The sequence below is a fragment of the Cellulosimicrobium sp. NPDC057862 genome (genome assembly GCF_042797035.1).
GTDB lineage: Bacteria > Actinomycetota > Actinomycetes > Actinomycetales > Cellulomonadaceae > Cellulosimicrobium.
The window spans coordinates 41072-57820 of the sequence record NZ_JBHVMH010000007.1; the positions used below are offsets into that span (position 1 = coordinate 41072).

Annotated in this window: 13 protein-coding genes; 8 read left to right on the forward strand and 5 right to left on the reverse strand. The window is 75.1% G+C overall.

Annotated features, from left to right (window positions below; all coding sequences use genetic code 11):
- Window positions 1–12: 12 nt before the first annotated feature.
- From cydC to ACFVN3_RS10870, 4 genes are read right to left on the reverse strand one after another with little or no spacing between them, the layout of a single operon-like run.
- Window positions 13–1857: a thiol reductant ABC exporter subunit CydC gene (cydC, locus tag ACFVN3_RS10855; RefSeq protein WP_378232835.1), complete on the reverse strand. Its 1845-nt coding sequence runs from the start codon at window positions 1855–1857 to the stop codon at window positions 13–15.
- Window positions 1854–3620 (reverse strand): thiol reductant ABC exporter subunit CydD, encoded by a 1767-nt coding sequence (gene cydD / locus ACFVN3_RS10860; RefSeq protein ID WP_378232837.1) that lies wholly within the window; start codon window positions 3618–3620, stop codon window positions 1854–1856. Before cydD ends, cydC begins: the two co-directional genes overlap by 4 nt.
- Window positions 3617–4729, reverse strand: coding sequence for a cytochrome d ubiquinol oxidase subunit II (gene cydB / locus ACFVN3_RS10865; RefSeq protein WP_378232838.1), 1113 nt, complete (start codon window positions 4727–4729; stop codon window positions 3617–3619). The genes cydD and cydB overlap by 4 nt, the downstream gene beginning before the upstream one ends.
- 39 nt (window positions 4730–4768) lie before the next feature.
- Window positions 4769–6283, reverse strand: coding sequence for a cytochrome ubiquinol oxidase subunit I (locus tag ACFVN3_RS10870; RefSeq protein ID WP_378232839.1), 1515 nt, complete (start codon window positions 6281–6283; stop codon window positions 4769–4771).
- Window positions 6284–6815: 532 nt separating this feature from the next.
- Here ACFVN3_RS10870 and ACFVN3_RS10875 point away from each other — a divergent pair.
- Genes ACFVN3_RS10875 through ACFVN3_RS10890 form a run of 4 tightly spaced genes read left to right on the forward strand, consistent with a single transcriptional unit; the run spans window position 6816 to window position 13187 of the window.
- Entirely contained in the window at window positions 6816–10280 is a 3465-nt protein-coding gene (locus ACFVN3_RS10875; protein WP_378232841.1) for an Rne/Rng family ribonuclease, read from the forward strand.
- Window positions 10277–10888 carry a GNAT family N-acetyltransferase gene (locus tag ACFVN3_RS10880; protein WP_378232842.1) on the forward strand — a complete coding sequence of 204 codons (612 nt, stop codon included), beginning with the start codon at window positions 10277–10279 and terminating at the stop codon, window positions 10886–10888. The genes ACFVN3_RS10875 and ACFVN3_RS10880 overlap by 4 nt, the downstream gene beginning before the upstream one ends.
- Window positions 10889–10940: 52 nt before the next feature.
- Entirely contained in the window at window positions 10941–12440 is a 1500-nt protein-coding gene (locus tag ACFVN3_RS10885) for a 5'-nucleotidase (protein ID WP_378232844.1), read from the forward strand.
- A gap of 54 nt (window positions 12441–12494) precedes the next feature.
- Complete coding sequence (locus ACFVN3_RS10890; protein ID WP_378232845.1) at window positions 12495–13187, forward strand: thymidine kinase; 693 nt, start codon at window positions 12495–12497, stop codon at window positions 13185–13187.
- On the opposite strand, the gene ACFVN3_RS10895 is transcribed toward ACFVN3_RS10890, so the two are convergent.
- Window positions 13127–13771 carry a protein-L-isoaspartate O-methyltransferase gene (locus ACFVN3_RS10895; protein WP_378232846.1) on the reverse strand — a complete coding sequence of 215 codons (645 nt, stop codon included), beginning with the start codon at window positions 13769–13771 and terminating at the stop codon, window positions 13127–13129. The genes ACFVN3_RS10890 and ACFVN3_RS10895 overlap by 61 nt on opposite strands.
- Before the next feature lie 198 nt (window positions 13772–13969).
- On the opposite strand from ACFVN3_RS10895, the gene ACFVN3_RS10900 reads away from it, so the two are divergent.
- The 4 genes from ACFVN3_RS10900 (at window position 13970) to obgE (ending at window position 16683) form a co-directional block, all read left to right on the forward strand.
- Window positions 13970–14176: a dodecin family protein gene (locus tag ACFVN3_RS10900; protein WP_047234741.1), complete on the forward strand. Its 207-nt coding sequence runs from the start codon at window positions 13970–13972 to the stop codon at window positions 14174–14176.
- A 228-nt stretch (window positions 14177–14404) separates the two neighbouring features.
- Complete coding sequence (gene rplU, locus ACFVN3_RS10905) at window positions 14405–14725, forward strand: 50S ribosomal protein L21 (protein ID WP_047234734.1); 321 nt, start codon at window positions 14405–14407, stop codon at window positions 14723–14725.
- 86 nt (window positions 14726–14811) lie between these two features.
- The gene (gene rpmA / locus ACFVN3_RS10910) at window positions 14812–15069 is read left to right on the forward strand and encodes a 50S ribosomal protein L27 (RefSeq protein WP_047234735.1); all 258 of its coding nucleotides are present in this window, start codon (window positions 14812–14814) and stop codon (window positions 15067–15069) included.
- Window positions 15070–15162: 93 nt separating this feature from the next.
- Window positions 15163–16683 carry a GTPase ObgE gene (gene obgE, locus ACFVN3_RS10915; RefSeq protein ID WP_154798362.1) on the forward strand — a complete coding sequence of 507 codons (1521 nt, stop codon included), beginning with the start codon at window positions 15163–15165 and terminating at the stop codon, window positions 16681–16683.
- Window positions 16684–16749: the final 66 nt, after the last annotated feature.

A 16749-nucleotide genomic window follows, 5' to 3' on the forward strand; every position in this document is an offset into this window, starting at 1 on the left:
TCGATCTCGGGGCTACCGCGGTGCGGGAGCCTCTTGGTCGAGCGCCCACCGGTAGGCGGGGAGCCCGAGCAGCTCGGCGTGCGTCCCGCGCGCGACGACGCGCGCCGGAGCATCGTCCGGCGCACCGTCGGGGACACCGAGGAGCAGCACCTCGTCGACGGCCTCGAGCGCGCTGAGCCGGTGCGTCGCGAGGACGACGCCGCGCCGGCCACCTCCGGCCGGCACGCCCGCCGTCCCGCGCGTCGTCGCGACGAGGTGCCGCACGAGCGCGTCGGCGCCGGCCGCGTCGAGGTGCTCGGCCGGCTCGTCGAGCAGCAGCAGCGGCGCCGGTGACAGCAGCGCCCGCGCGACGAGCAGGCGACGACGCTCGCCACCGGAGACGGTCGTGGCGTCCGGGCCGAGCAACGTCCCGACGCCGTCCGGCAGCGCGGCGAGCCAGGAGTCCAGGCCGACGTCGTGCAGCGTCGCCACGGCCACCTCGGCCGTCACGTCGCCCCGCGCGACGCGCAGGTTCTCCAGCACCGTCGTGTCGAAGACGTGCCCGTCCTCGGCGACGAGCACGACGCCGCGCGCCGCGGCCTCGCGGGGGAGTGCGCCCACCTCGGTCCCGTCGAGCGTCACCCGGCCCGCGAGCGCGGGGACGAGCCCGGCGGCGGTCGCGAGCAGCGTCGTCTTGCCGACGCCGGACGGTCCGACGACCGCGACCGCGCGCCCGGGGCGCAGGTCGAGGTCGACGCCCGCCACGACGACGCGCGCCGCGCCCGGCCAGCCCGCCGCGACGTCGTCGAGCGCGAGCGACGCCTGCTCGGTGGACGACGGCCCCGCCGGACCGGCGACGGAAGCGTCCGCCGCGCGGGCGGTCGTGGTGGCGCGCGTCGCGGAGCCGTCGAGGAGCCCGACGACGCGGGCCGCCGCCTGGCGCGAGCGGTGGAGCTGGACGGCGGCGGCGGGCAGGGCGTTCGCGGCCTCGAACACCGCGAGCGGCGTGAGCACGATGACCGACAGCTCCACGGGCGCGAGCGTCCCGGACGTCACCGCCGGGATGCCGAGCAGGAGCGACGCGAGCACCGCGAGGCCGACCGCGAGCGCGGCGATCCCGGCGGCCACCCCGGCGGGGCGGGCGCCGTCGTCGGTCACGCGGGCGAGGGCGCGGTCGGTCGCGCGGAGGTCGTCGAGGCGCGCGTCGAGACGACCGGAGACGGCGAGCGGGCCGGACTGCTCGAGGATCTCGAGCGTGGTCGCGGTCATCGCCGCGCGCGTGGTCGCGCCACGCGCCTCGACCTCGCGCGCCGACCGCGCGGAGAGCCACGGTGCGACGACCGCGGCGAGGAGCAGGCACAGCGCGAGGGCGACGCCCGCGGCGGGCAGGAACGCCCCGACGAGCACCACGGACCCCACGGAGATCGCCAGCGCGACACCCGCCGGGACGAGCGCGCGCACGACGACGTCCCCCACCGCGTCGACGTCCGCGCCGACCCGGGCGAGCAGGTCGCCGCGCCGCAGCCCGACGAGCGCGCCCGGCGACCCCTCCGCCAGCGCGGTGTAGAGGTTGGCGCGGAGGGCGGCCATGCCGCGCAGCGCGACGTCGTGCGAGGCGAGGCGCTCGAGGTAGCGGAACACCCCGCGCGAGATGCCGAACGCGCGGACGCCGACGACCGCGACGGACAGCGTGAGGACGGGCGGCATCTGCGAGGCGCGCGCGATGAGCCACGCGGCGACGGCCGCGAGGCCGACGGCGCTCCCCAGCGAGAGCGTGCCGAGCACGACGGCCCACACGACACGGCGCCAGCGCACGTCGAGCAGCCCGACGGCGCGCCACAGCGGGTCGTCCGCGAGGCGAGCACGGGGACCGGTCACGGGTGCCTCCCTTCGACGGGCGCGGTGGCGGGGGCGAGCTCGATCGCGTCCTCGGGCCCGCCGTCCGCGAGAGCCGGCCGGTCGTCGAGCGCCGCCGAGCGGACCTCGACGACGTCGTCCGCGGCGCGGACGAGCGAGGCCCGGTGCGCGACGACGACGACCGTCCTGCCCTGGTCGCGGAAGGCCCGCACGGCGTCGAGCACGACCTGTTCCCCGCGGGCGTCGAGGTGGGCCGTCGGCTCGTCGAGCACGACGAGCGGGACCTGCGCGGGGTCGCCGAGCAGGGCTGCGGCGAGCGCGACGCGTTGGCGCTGGCCCACGCTGAGTCCGACGCCGCCGCGTCCGATCTCGGTGTCCCAGCCGTCGGGAAGCGTCGCGAGGACGGCGTCGAGCCCGGCGGTGCGGGCCGCGCGGTCCAGGTCCACGGTGCTCACGGGCAGCCCGCCGGCGACGACGTCGCGCAGCCGGCCCGGGGCGAGCACGGGGCGCTGGGGGAGCCAGGTCACCTGGGGCCAGAACGTCGCGGGGTCGACGTCGGCGAGGTCGAGCGGCTCGGCACCCGGAGCGGTCAGGGTGACCGTGCCCCGGTCGGGGCGGACGAGGCCGAGGAGGACGAGCGCCGTCGTCGTCTTGCCCGCCCCGCTCGGGCCGGTGAGGGCGACGACGTGGCCCGACCCGCCGAACCGGAGCACGAGGTCGACGTCGGCGGGGGCGAGCACGTCACGGTCACCCGCCCGGACGCTCACGCCGTGCAGGGCCAGCACGGTGCCGGCGAGCGCGGGCGCGAGGGCGGTCCCGGGCTCGGGGGCCTCCTCGTCGAGCACCGCGAACGCCTGCTCCGCCGCGGCGATGCCGTCGGTCGAGGCGTGGAAGTGGAGGCCGACCTGACGCAGCGGCAGGTAGACCTCGGGCGCGAGCACGAGCACCGCGAGCGCGGGCTCGAGCTCCATGCCGCCGTGCACGAGGCGCAGCCCGACGCCCACCGCGACGACCGCGACGGACAGCGTCGTGAGGAGCTCGAGGACCATGCCGGAGAGGAACGCGATGCGCAGCGTGCCCATGGTCGCGCGCCGGTTGGCGTCGCCGAGCGCGCGCACGCGCTGCTCCGGGCCGCGCGCGCGGCCGAACGCGAGGAGGGTCGGCAGCCCGGCGAGCAGGTCGAGGACCTGCGCGCCGAGCCGCTGCATGACGACGAGGCGCCGCTCCGAGGTCCCGGCCGTGAGCCGCCCCACGAGGACCATGAAGATCGGGACGAGGGGGATGGTCACCGCGATGATCACGGCCGAGACCCAGTCCAGGCCGAGCACGACGGCGAGCGTCGCGGGCGTGACGGTCGCGGCGAGCAGGAGCTGGGGCAGGTAGCGCACCATGTACGGCTCGAGGGCGTCGAGCCCGCGGGTCGCGAGCGTGGCGACCTCGGGGCCGCGCCCCGACGCGAGCCACCGCGGCCCGAGGGCCACGGCGTGCGTGACGACCTGCTCGCGCAGCTCGGCCACGGTCCGGGTCGCGGCGCGCAGCGCGAACCGCTCCTGCGCCCAGGACGTCGCGGCCCGGGCCGCGACGACCCCGGCGAGCAGCCCGACCCGCGGCCCGAGGTCGGCCAGGTCGGCCGTCCCCTGGATCGCCGGCGCGAGGACGGACGCGAGGACGACGGCCTGGGCGACCACCAGGGCCGCCGTGGCGAACCCCAGCACCGCCGTCAGGACGACGTACCCTCGCGCGGCCCGCGCGTGGCGCAGGAGCCGCGGGTCGAGCGGCTTCACGCGTCTCCCGACCCGCCGGTCCCGAGGTCGCGGCCCGCCGAGCCGCCGGAGGACGCCCCGCCGAACGCCGCCTCGCGGACCTTCTTGAGCGAGAGACCGGCGGGCGCGGGGATGTCCTTGGTCGACAGGCGGCGCCGGAACACCCAGTAGGTCCACGACTGGTAGGCGATGACGAGGGGCGTGAGGATCACCGCGACCCAGGTCATCACCGTGAGCGTGTAGTCCGTGGACGACGCGTTGTGGATCGTCAGGGAGTTCGCGGGGTCGACCGCGGGCATGACGTCCGGGTACATCGACCCGAAGATGAGCACGACGGCCGCGACGATCGTCACCGCGGAGGCGGTGAACGCCCAGCCCTCGGCGGCCCGGCGGTTGGCGACGAGCGCCGCGACGAGGCCGCCGGCGGCCAGCACGACGGCCGCCCACGTCCACGGCACGGAGTAAGCGACCTGGGCCCACACGGCCCAGCCGCCCGCGAGGACGAGCGCCGCGACGCCGAAGACCGAGGCGTGCTGCCGGGCCCGCGCGCGGATCTCGCCGTCGGTCTTCAGGGCGACGAACACCGAGCCGTGCAGCAGGAACAGGCTCAGCGTGACGAGGCCGCCGAGCAGCGCGAACGGCGACAGGAGCGAGAAGAACCCGCCCACGAACTGGTGGTCGGCGTCGAGCTGCACGCCGCGCACGAGGTTGGCGAACGCGACCCCCCACAGCACGGCGGGTACCCACGACCCGACCTGGATCGCGACGTCGCAGCGCCGCGCCCAGCCCGCGTCACGGATCTTGCCGCGGTACTCGAACGCCACGCCGCGCACGATGAGCGCGACGAGGATGAGCAGGAGCGGCAGGTAGAAGCCCGAGAAGAGGGTCGCGTACCACTCCGGGAAGGCGGCGAAGGTCGCGCCGCCCGCGGTGAGCAGCCAGACCTCGTTCCCGTCCCAGACGGGGCCGATGGTGTTGATGAGGACGCGGCGCTCCTTCTCGCGGTGCTCCTTGTCACCGCGCGGGAGGATCGACAGCAGCATGCCGACCCCGAAGTCGAAGCCCTCGAGCACGAGGTAGCCGGTCCACAGGACCGCGATGAGCACGAACCAGACGACGGCGAGATCCACGGTGGTGTTCTCCTGAGATTCTGGACGGGTCCGGGCGCGTCAGTACGCGAAGGACAGCGGTCGGTCTGCGGCCTCGGTGCCGTCGTCGGGCGGCTCCTGCGCCTCGGGCGACTCGTCGTGCACGACGAGCGGCACGCCTTCGATCGCGTAGCGGCGCATGAGCGTGAACCAGACCGCGGCGAGCGCGCCGTACAGGAGCGTGAACACGATCATCGACGTGAGCACGACGCCGGGGCTCACCACGGTCGACACGCCCCGTTCGGTGAGCAGGCGGATCTGGTCGATGCCCGTGGGGTTCGGGGCGACGACCCACGGCTGGCGGCCCATCTCCGTGAAGATCCAGCCGAACGAGTTGGCGAGGAACGGCATGGGGATGGCGATGAGGCCGACGCGCGCGAACCACTTGTTGTCCGTGACCCGGCCCTTGCGCGTGAGCCACAGCGCCATGAGCGCGAGGAGGACGGAGCCGGCGGCCATGCCGATCATGAGCCGGAAGGACCAGTACGTCATCGCGAGGTTGGGCGTGTATGTGACGGGGTCGCCGGAGGCGGTGACGTCGCCGTAGCGCTCGGTCATCTGCTCCTGGACGTCCTCGACGCCCGGCAGGTAGGACTCGGGGCCGGAGAAGTGGCCGGTGCCGAGGTAGGACGCGAGGCCCGGGATCTCGATGAGGTGCGTGACGTTCTCGCACGAGTTCGACAGGTCGCCGATCGTGAGGATGGAGAACGCGGCGGCCTCCTGCCCCTGGCACAGCGCCTCGGCGGACGACATCTTGCCGGGCTGCTGCTCGTACATGATCTTGCCCTGGATGTCGCCGGAGACGGCGACGCCGATCCCGCCGACCAGCATGGCGATGACGCCGAGCGTGACCGCCGGGCGGTAGACGTCGCGCGCGAGCTCGACGTTCGCGGCCTTCCTGGTGCGCACGAGCCGGACCATCCACCAGGCGGCGATGCCCGTGACGAACGTGCCCGCGGTGAGGAAGGTCGCCGTGATCTGGTGCGGGAACGCGGCCCAGAGGGTGTTGTTCGTGAGGACGGCGCCGATGTCGTTCATCTCGGCGCGCCCGGTCTCGGGGTTGAAGACCGCGCCCACGGGGTGCTGCATCCACGAGTTCGCGGCGAGGATGAAGAACGCGGAGAGGTTGGTCGCGATCGCCACGGCCCAGATGCACGCGAGGTGCACCTTCTTGTTGAGGCGGTCCCAGCCGAAGATCCACAGCCCGAGGAACGTCGACTCGATGAAGAACGCGGCGAGCGCCTCCATCGCGAGCGGGGCGCCGAACACGTCGCCGACGAACCGCGAGTACTCGCTCCAGTTCATGCCGAACTGGAACTCCTGCACGATGCCCGTCACGACGCCGAGGGCGAAGTTGATGAGCAGGAGCTTGCCGAAGAACTTGGTCAGGCGCAGCCACCGCTCGTTGCCGGTGCGGACCCAGGCCGTCTGCATGATCGCGACGAGGGGCGCCAGCCCGATGGTCAACGGGACGAAGATGAAGTGGTAGACGGTCGTGATGGCGAACTGCCACCGGGCGAGATCCAGGGCTTCCACGTGCGCTCCTCGGGGGGCCGACGGGTCGGCGGGCTTCAGGGGGAGGTGCTGAGCTACGACGCCGGTCAGGACGGTCCGGGGGAGGACCGCCCGTGCTCCGACGGTAGGCCCAATCTGCCCCATCGGCAGGGCGGGAGATGACGCCAAGTGCTGAAAACACGCCGCTTGTGACTATGTTCACAAGCCTCCGGGACCATGGTCCCGATCCGCCGGGACCCGCGGCCCGAGGCGCGGTGCGTGTCGCCGAGGTTCGTTCGCGCCCCTGTGCGATACTGGGCGAAGCCGGGTGGGCTCCGCATCGCCCTCCCGACGAGCACGAGATCGCGGCACCAGCGGACCGCGGCAGTCGGAGCGCCGACCGGGGCGAAGGGCCCGGTGGCAGGCGCCCGCGCCGCGCACGCGGACCGCGGCCGTGGCCGACGACTTCCGTCGCCGGACGACGCGCTCCGGTGCGCTCGTCACGAGCGACGACCGACCGCCCCGAAGGGCCGCACGGTGCGGGGCGGTCCCTGTGGCAGCAGGAGCACGACGCGTGACGCTCGACAGCACCTCCGACAGCACCCCCTCAGAGTCGACGGCGGACGCCGCCGCGACCCACGACCGGGCCGAGAGCCCGACCACCGCAGGGCGCAAGCCCGCCCGCCGCCGCGCCACCCGCAGCGCGGCGCCGCCCCAGGCCCCTGCCGCGCCGACAGAGGCAGCGACCGCCCCTGCCGACGCGTCCACGGCACCCGCCGACCCGGCGCCGGTCGCCGAGTCGGCGGCTCCCGACGGAGCCGAGAAGAAGCCCGCGCGCCGATCGCGCCGCGCGACCCGCGCGACGTCCGTGACGGTCGAGCCTGCCGCCGACGCGGCGTCCCCCGACACCCCGCCGTCCCCCGACGTCCCGGCGTCCGCCGACGTCGAGCCGGCGCCGGAGGCGACCGCCTCCAAGGGCCGTAGCCGCACCGCGCGCCGCGCCCAGGGCGGCGCGAAGAAGCCCGCGACCGCCACGACGGACGCCCCGCTCGACGTGCTCTCGGAGTTCGGGCTGAGCGCGGCCCCCGCCGTGGAGCAGGCAGCGTCCGCGGCTCCCGGCCCGGACGCTGACGCGCTGCTCGGCGCGTCCGACGCGCCGCGCAAGGCCAAGCGCACCCGGACGACGCGCAAGGCGGCCCCGGCGGACGACGCTTCCGCGTCCGAGACGCCCGAGGTGGCGCCCGCCGCGCCGACCGAGCCTGCGCAGGCCGCGGCCGAGGCTCCCGTGGAGAAGAAGCCCGCGCGTCGCTCGCGCCGCGCGACCTCCGCGGCCGGCGCCCCGACCGCGAAGGCCCCGACCGCGAAGGTCGCTGACGCGCAGGCTCCGGTCGCGACGGCAGACGACGCCGCGCCCGTCGTCGCCGAAGCCACCGCCCCGCCCGTCGGGCCGGACGCACCAGCCTCCGAGGAGACGCCGAAGAAGCCCGCGCGCCGCTCGCGCCGCGCGACCTCGAAGGCTGTCCCCGCCGAAGCCCCGGCCGAGCCGCAGCAGGCGGCCGAGGCGACGTCGAGCGACGCTGCGGCACCCACGACCGCACCCGAGGCGCCCGTCTCGCCCGCCGCCACCGGCGCGGGCACGAGCACGCCGCGGCTCGCGACGACCGCCCTGCTCTTCCAGGCACCGGACCCTGCGGCCGCGCCGCGTCGTCCCCGCCGGGCCCAGAGCCCGGCCGGTCCGCCGCGCCACGTCGAGCCGACCGCCGTGGCCGAGGCGGCTCCTGTCGCGGCCGAGCCGCGCGAGCGGGCTCCGAAGGAGTCTGCGGCTGCCCCGGTGGCGTCCGAGCGCACGGAGGACGTGACGGTCGAGGTCGCCCTCACGGGCGAGGACGCCGCCGCCGTCGAGGAGATCGAGGCCATCGAGTCGGAGCTCGTCGCCGAGGGGGTCGAGCTCCCCGACGACGCGTTCGGCCCGGAGGACTTCGCAGACCTCGACGAGCCCGAGGGCGAGACCGGTGAGGAGCAGGCCGCGTCCGACGACGCCGAGACGGGTCCCCGCCGCCGCCGTCGCCGCGGTGGCCGCGGTCGCCGCGGTCGTCCCGACACCGGTCGCGAGCAGGACGAGAGCGACGAGACCCCCGCCGAGGGTGACGAGCCGGCCGACGCCGGCGCGACCGCCGAGGCCGACGAGCCCGAGCACGAGGCTGCCGACGCCGAGTCCGGCGAGGACGAGGCGGGCGGCAGCCGCCGTCGGCGTCGCCGGCGCCGCGGCGGGCGGGGCGAGAGCGGCGAGAGCTCCTCGACCCGGTCGCGGCCGCGCGAGCGCAGCCTGGCCGACGAGGTCACGGCGCTCAAGGGCTCGACGCGTCTCGAGGCGAAGCGCCAGCGTCGCCGCGAGGGGCGCGACGCCGGTCGTCGCCGCCAGATCATCACCGAGGCGGAGTTCCTCGCGCGCCGTGAGGCGGTCGAGCGGTCGATGGTCGTGCGCGAGCGCTCGGGCCGCACGCAGATCGCCGTGCTCGAGGACGGCGTGCTCGTCGAGCACTACGTCTCCCAGCAGTCGCAGGCGTCGATGGCGGGCAACGTCTACCTGGGCCGCGTCCAGAACGTGCTGCCCAGCATGGAGGCCGCGTTCATCGACGTCGGCAAGGGCCGCAACGCAGTCCTGTACGCGGGCGAGGTGAACTGGGACGCGGCCGGGCTCGAGGGCCAGCCGCGCCGGATCGAGCAGGCGCTCAAGTCGGGCGACTCCGTGCTCGTGCAGGTGACCAAGGACCCGATCGGGCACAAGGGCGCGCGCCTCACGTCGCAGATCACGCTCGCGGGCCGCTACCTCGTGTTCGTGCCCGGCGGTGGCATGACGGGCATCAGCCGCAAGCTCCCGGACACCGAGCGCAACCGCCTCAAGAAGATCCTCAAGGAGGTCGTGCCCGACGGTGCGGGCGTCATCGTGCGCACCGCCGCCGAGGGTGCGAGCGAGGAGGAGCTGCGCGCCGACGTCGAGCGGCTGCGCGGCCAGTGGGAGGCCATCGAGAAGAAGTCGAAGAGCGCCTCGGCGCCGGCGCTGCTCCAGGGCGAGCCCGACCTCGCGATCCGCGTGGTCCGCGACATCTTCAACGACGACTTCAGCTCGCTCGTGGTCGAGGGTGACGGGGCGTGGAGCGAGATCTCCTCGTACGTCGAGGAGCTCGCCCCGGACCTGCGCGAGCGCGTCTCGAAGTGGACGGGCACGCAGGACGTCTTCACGGTGCACCGCGTCGACGAGCAGCTCGCCAAGGGCATGGACCGCAAGGTCTGGCTGCCCTCCGGCGGCTCGCTCGTCATCGACCGCACCGAGGCGATGACCGTCGTCGACGTCAACACGGGCAAGTTCACCGGCTCGGGCGGCACGCTCGAGGAGACGGTGACGCGCAACAACCTGGAGGCGGCGGAGGAGATCGTCCGCCAGCTCCGCCTGCGCGACATCGGCGGCATCATCGTCATCGACTTCATCGACATGGTGCTCGAGTCCAACCGCGACCTCGTGCTGCGTCGCCTCGTCGAGTGCCTGGGCCGCGACCGCACCAAGCACCAGGTCGCCGAGGTCACGTCGCTCGGGCTCGTGCAGATGACGCGCAAGCGCGTCGGCCAGGGCCTGGTCGAGGCGTTCAGCGAGACGTGCGAGCACTGCCACGGGCGCGGCTTCATCGTGCACACCGACCCGATCGAGAAGTCGGGCGGCAACGGTCGCGGAGGCCACGACCACGGCGGGAGCAGCGGCCCGACGGCTGCGGAGGAGCCGGCCGAGGCCGGCCGCTCGCGGTCGCGCCGCAAGCGCGGGTCGGGATCCGGCACCGCGGCGGCCAAGGACACCGCCATCACGCTCCCGCAGCCGGCCGTCCCGGTGCTGCCGGAGGTCTCGTCCGAGGCGCGCGAGGCCGTGAAGGCCACGCTCGCGACGATCGCCGCGGCCGCGGCGCACGCCCACGAGCACGAGCACGACGGCGCGGACCCCGCGCCGGTCGCCGGCGACGACGCGCGCACGGAGCCCGGCGAGGAGTGACCGGTGCCGCACCCGGCGGCGTACCGCGGTACGCCGCCGGGGCGCACACCCGCCTGCGCGGGTGGCGCGCGGACGACCTCGCGGCCTACCGAGCGTGGCTGCGTCCGGAGCACGAGTGGCACCGATGGGACGGCCCGTACTACCCCGTGCCCGACGACCCCGCGTCCGACGCCGCGGTCGCGCGCCTCGCGCGCACGGCCGCCGCGCAGGCCGCCCGCGCCGACGGCCTGGACGCCGACGGCCTCCCGCCGGGGCGCGTCGTCGTCGCCGACGAGGAGGACCGGCTCGTCGGGACGTGCTCCTGGTACTGGGAGTCGGCCGAGACGCAGTGGGCGCGGGTCGGGATCGGCCTGTACGACCCCGCGGTGCGCGGCCGAGGCCTGGGCCGCGACGCGCTCGGCGCGTGGATCACCTACCTGTTCTCGGTGACGGACTGGGTCCGCCTCGACCTCGCGACGTGGTCGGGGAACGCCGCGATGCTCGGTGCAGCCCGAGCGCTCGGCCTCGTCGAGGAGGGTCGGTTCCGCGACGCCCGCGTCGTCGACGGCGTGCGGCACGACGCCGTCGTCCTGGGCGTCCTGCGCCGCGAGTGGGCCGCCCGGGCCTGACCGGCTCCGGGGCGTCTTCGTCCCCGTCACCTGCACCTGGCATCATGCCGCCATGGGTTACGACCTCTCGGGCCGCCTCGTCGTCGGCGTCGCCTCGTCCGCACTGTTCGACCTCACCGAGTCCGACCGCGTGTTCCGCACGCAGGGGGAGGCGGCGTACCGCGACTTCCAGGAGCGTCACCGCGACGACGCGCTGGCCCCGGGCGTCGCCTTCGGCTTCGTGCGCCGCCTGCTCGCGCTGAACGACCTGGCGCCGGCGGCGGACGACCCGCTCGTCGAGGTCATCGTCATGTCGCGCAACTCGCCCGAGACGGGCCTGCGGGTCATGCGCTCGATCCGGCACCACGACCTCGACATCACGCGCGCCGTCTTCCGCCAGGGCCGCAGCCCGCACGAGTTCATCCGTCCGCTGCACGTCGACCTGTTCCTCTCCGCCGACGAGCGCTCCGTGCGCGACGCGGTCGACCTCGGCCTGCCGGCCGGATACGTTCTGGACCCGACGTTCGCCGACGAGGCCGGCGACGAGCTGCGCATCGCCTTCGACTTCGACGGCGTCCTCGCCGACGACTCGTCGGAGCGCCACTTCCAGGACGGTGGCCTCGCTTCGTTCCGCGCGCACGAGGAGCTCAACGCCGATGTCCCGCTCGGGCGCGGCCCGCTGCGCGAGCTCCTCGTCGGCATCCACCGCGTGCAGGTCGTCGAGCGCGAGCGGCACGCGGCCGACGCGTCGTACCGGCCCCGCGTGCACGTCTCGCTCGTCACGGCTCGATCGGCCCCGGCGCACGAGCGCGCGGTCGCGACGCTGTCGTCGTGGGGCGTCACCGTCGACGACGCGTTCTTCCTCGGCGGCGTGGACAAGGACGGCGTCCTCGAGGTGCTGCGCCCGCACATCTTCTTCGACGACCAGCGCGCCGTCGTGGAGGCCACCCGCCGCGTCGCCCCGTCGGTCCACGTGCCCTACGGCGAGCTCAACCGCGGCGTCCTGCCCGCGGACCCGACGCTCGACACCCGGCGCCCGCGTCCGGCCGACGCCGTGCCTCCCGCGCCGACGCGGCGCGAGGTGGCCACGCCGCCGGCACCGGCGGCGCCGACGGGCGAGCGCGACGCCGAGGAGGAGCCGGCGCCCGCGCGTGGCGACGAGGTCCGCGCCCGGGGGACCGGCACGCGCGAGCTCCCGCTCGTGCGCTCCGTGCCGGGCATCGGCGGTACGGGCCTCGCCGGTCTCGCCGGTGCGTCGACGGTCGTGCCGCCAGCGGAGACGGCGCGCGAGGCCGAGCGTCCCGAGCCGGTCCCCGGTCCTACGACTCCCGCTGCCCCCGCTCCGGCTGCGCCGCGGGACGGCGAGGCCGGGCCGGAGCCGGCGACGAGCGCGGAGCGCGCGGGCCGTCCGTCCGATGTCGAGGACTCGGCGCCCACCGGGACCACGCTCCTCAGCCGTCGGGACGTCGCGCGCCCGGGCGCGCCCGACCGTGTGTCGGTGCTCGGCCCGGCGGGGGAGCCCAAGCCGCTCCCCGTCCGCCCGTCGTCGAACGGCTCGGCCCGGCACCACTGACCGGCGCACCGGCCCGCGTCGCGCGCCGTCGGGGTCCGGTGGTTCACTGCTCGCATGAGCGGCGCGGCACGTCTCCCGGACCTTTCTCCCCGCGCGGGCGGCCGGGTCGAGGTGGTGTGCGGCCCGATGTTCGCGGGCAAGACCGAGGAGCTGCTGCGTCGGGTCCGACGCGCCGAGGTCGCGGGGCGCCGCGTCGAGGTGGTCGGCCACGTCCTCGACACGCGGCGCGGCACGGGCACGGTGAGCTCGCACTCCGGTCTGGCGATCCCGTCGCGCACGGCGCGCGACGCGGCCGACCTCGCTCGGCTGGTCCACGACGGCGGCCCCCTCGACCTCGTCGCGGTCGACGAGGCGCACTTCTTCGGGCCCGACCTCGTCGACGTCGTGCAGCGCCTCGCGGACGACGGGCTCGTGGTGGTCGTCGCGGGCCTCGACGTGACGTTCGACGCGAGGCCGTTCGAGCCGCTGCCGACGCTCGCGGCCCTCGCCGAGCGCGTCGACAAGCTCACCGCCGTGTGCGCGGTGTGCGGGGAGGACGCGGCGTTCCACGTGCGGGTGGCTCCGGAGGCGACGGCCGAGGACGACGGGCCGCGCGACCCGCTGATCCCCGTGGCCGCGCACGTCGGCGGCGCCGAGAGCTACGAGGCGCGGTGCCGCGCGCACCTGCCCGCGGCGCCGTGGCGGGCTCAGCCGGCCGGCGCCCCCGGGCGGCCCGGCGGGTCCTCGATCAGCGGGACGAACGAGTAGGAGCCGTGCTCGGTCACCCGGGTGCCGCCCGCCGCGTCCGGATCGGCCTCGACGAGCAGCATCGTGTGCCGCACGGGGACCACCATCCGGCCGCCTGGCGCGAGCTGGTCCACGAGGGCCTGGGGGAGCGCGTCGGCCGCCGCGGAGACGAGGACCCGGTCGTAGCGCTCGCCGGGGGTCCCCAGGACGCCGCGGCGCGCAGGTTCCAGGCGCGCCCAGGCGACGTGAGCCGTCGCGAGGTTCGCGGCGCCCCACGCGGCGAGGTCGGTGTCGCGCTCGAGCCCGAGCACAGCGCCCGACGGCCCGACGAGCACGGCGAGCAGCGCCGTCGTCCACCCGGAGCCGGCGCCGACGTCGAGGACCCGGTGCCCGGGGGCGAGGTCGAGCAGCCGCAGCATCGCCGCGACGGTCGACGGCTGCGAGTTCGTCTGGCCGTGCCCGATCGCGAGCGGGCGGTCCTGACCGGCCCAGCGGCGTTGCGCCCGAGGGAGGAACGCGCGGCGGTCGACCGCGCGCATCGCGGCGGCGACGGCGTCGTCGTGCCCGCGACGGCGGCTGCCGTCGGGCGGGCCTGCCGGGCGCATGCGACCACCTCCACCGCCAGCGTAGGCACGCCCGCGCGCCACCCGCCCTCCGTCGTGGCGGTCGCCGGCGGTCGCCGACGTCGTGAGGTCGGACGGGCGCGACCGGACCTCCCCCGGTGGCGAGGGTGCACGCGCGGCGGGATGCTCGACGGGTGCGCGGGCGCGTCGGTGCGCCCGCCCCGGACGGGGGAGCCCGGCATGAGCGGCACGGTGGCACGGATCACGCACATCAGCGCGCGGTCGGACACGAGCTTCGAGGACGCCGTCAAGATCGGCGTCGAGCGCGCGGCGAGCACGCTGCGCAACGTCTCGGGCGCGTGGGTCAAGGAGCAGAAGGTCGACATCGTCGACGGTCGCATCACGACCTGGCAGGTCGTCCTCGAGATCACGTTCGTCCTCGAGTAGGACGGCGGACGGCGGACCGCGGGACGGGGCCGTCGCGCGCGGGTGATCGTGCGCGTGGTCACGGTCCGCGCCATTTGACCTGCCCAGCCGATTTCCGTACTCTTGAACGTCGGCGCGCCCAGGCGCGCCGGTCCCGTGTGCCCACGGACGACTCGCACTCGCACGCCGCGGCGTGGCCGGAGTCTCCAAGACGAACTCGCCGTGACGAGCACGCCAAGACTAGGAGAGATGAGCAGCAACGTGGTGTACGCGATCGTCAAGGCCGGTGGCCGTCAGGAGAAGGTTTCCGTCGGCGACATCGTCGTGGTGGACCGGGTGTCCGCCAAGGTCGGTGAGTCCCTCGAGCTGCCCGCTCTCCTGCTGGTGGACGGGGAGAAGGTGACCACCGACGCGGCGAAGCTCGCGAAGGTCAAGGTCACCGCCGAGGTCGTGCGGGACGAGAAGGGTCCGAAGATCACGATCCTGCGGTACAAGAACAAGACCGGTTACCGCCGTCGTCAGGGTCACCGCCAGCAGCTGACCCGCCTCAAGGTCACCGGCATCAAGTGACCTCGCCCGGCGCGAGGTAGCGGCCCCGGGCCGCCCCGCGCCGACCGGCACCCTCCCTCAGCAACCAGCACGAAAGCAGGTTCGTCATGGCACACAAGAAGGGCGCGAGCTCCTCGCGCAACGGTCGCGACTCGAACGCCCAGCGCCTCGGCGTCAAGCGCTTCGGCGGTCAGGTCGTCAAGTCGGGCGAGATCATCGTCCGCCAGCGCGGCACGCACTTCCACCCTGGTGAGAACGTCGGCCGCGGCAAGGACGACACGCTGTTCGCCCTGGCCGCCGGTGCGGTCCAGTTCGGCACGCGTCGTGGCCGCAAGGTGATCGACATCGTCGCCGTCGAGGGCTGAGCGACAGCCACAGGCTTCGAGCAGGAGGGGCGCACCGACGCGGTGCGCCCCTCCTGCTGTTTCATGCACACCCACCTCTGAGAGGATCGTTCCATGGCCAGCTTCGTCGACCGTGTCGTCCTGCACGTCTCCGGCGGCAACGGCGGGAACGGGTGCGCCTCGGTCCGTCGCGAGAAGTTCAAGCCGCTCGCCGGCCCCGACGGCGGCAACGGCGGTGACGGCGGGACGGTGCGTCTCGTCGTCGACGCGCAGACCACCACGCTGCTCGAGTACCACCACTCGCCGCACCGGCACGCGACGTCGGGCACCCAGGGCATGGGCGACGACCGCGACGGGGCGAACGGCGACGACCTGGTCCTGCGCGTGCCCGACGGCACCGTGGTCAAGACCGCGGACGGGACCGTCCTGGCCGACCTCGTGGGCGACGGCGCGGAGTACGTCGTCGCCGAGGGCGGCCGCGGCGGGCTCGGCAACGCCGCGCTCTCGTCGCCGCGCCGCAAGGCGCCGGGCTTCGCCCTGCTGGGCGAGCCGGGCGAGGAGCGGGACGTCGTCCTCGAGCTGAAGACGATCGCCGACGTCGCGCTCGTCGGGTACCCGAGCGCGGGCAAGTCCTCTCTCGTCGCCGCGATCTCGGCCGCGCGGCCCAAGATCGCCGACTACCCGTTCACGACGCTCGTGCCGAACCTCGGCGTCGTGCAGGCGGGCTCTGCGCGGTTCACCGTCGCGGACGTCCCCGGCCTCATCCCGGGCGCGAGCGAGGGCAAGGGGCTCGGGCTCGAGTTCCTCCGCCACATCGAGCGCACCGCCGTGATCGTGCACGTCCTCGACTGCGCGACGCTCGAGCCGGGCCGCGACCCGATCAGCGACCTCGACGTCATCGAGGCGGAGCTCGCCGCCTACGCCCAGGACCTCGACATCGAGGGCGGCCGCGTGCCGCTCACCGAGCGCCCGCGGCTCGTCGTCCTCAACAAGATCGACGTGCCCGAGGCGCGCGAGCTCGCCGACCTCGTCAAGCCCGACCTCGAGGCGCGCGGCCTGCGCGTCTTCGAGATCTCGACGGCCAGCCACGAGGGCCTGCGCCCGCTGACCTACGCGCTCGCCGAGCTCGTCGAGAAGGCCCGGGCCGAGGCGCCCGCGCCCGAGCCGACGCGCGTCGTGCTGCGCCCGCGCGCCGTCGACGAGGCCGGGTTCACCGTCACGCGCAAGGGCGGGGCCACGGACTACTGGTTCGAGGTGCGCGGCGCCAAGCCCGAGCGCTGGGTGCGCCAGACGGACTTCAGCAACGACGAGGCCGTCGGCTACCTGGCGGACCGCCTCGCGCGCCTGGGCGTGGAGGAGAAGCTCTTCGCCGCCGGAGCCGTCGGGGGCGACGAGGTGCGCATCGGCACCGACGTCAACGCCGTCGTCTTCGACTGGGAGCCGACGCTCATGACCGGCTCCGAGCTGCTCGGCGGCCCGCGCGGCTCCGACAACCGCCTCGACGAGCGTCTGCGCCCCACGCGCACGGAGAAGCGTCGCGAGCACCACGAGCGTATGGACGCCAAGGCCGAGGCGCGCCGCGAGCTGTGGACCGAGCGCGAGGCCGGCACGTGGACGGACCCCGACGCGGACTGACGCGGGTCCGCTGTGGGCATGGAAATTGGCCCGGCCCCCCCGGGGGGCCCGGGCCCAAACAATAAC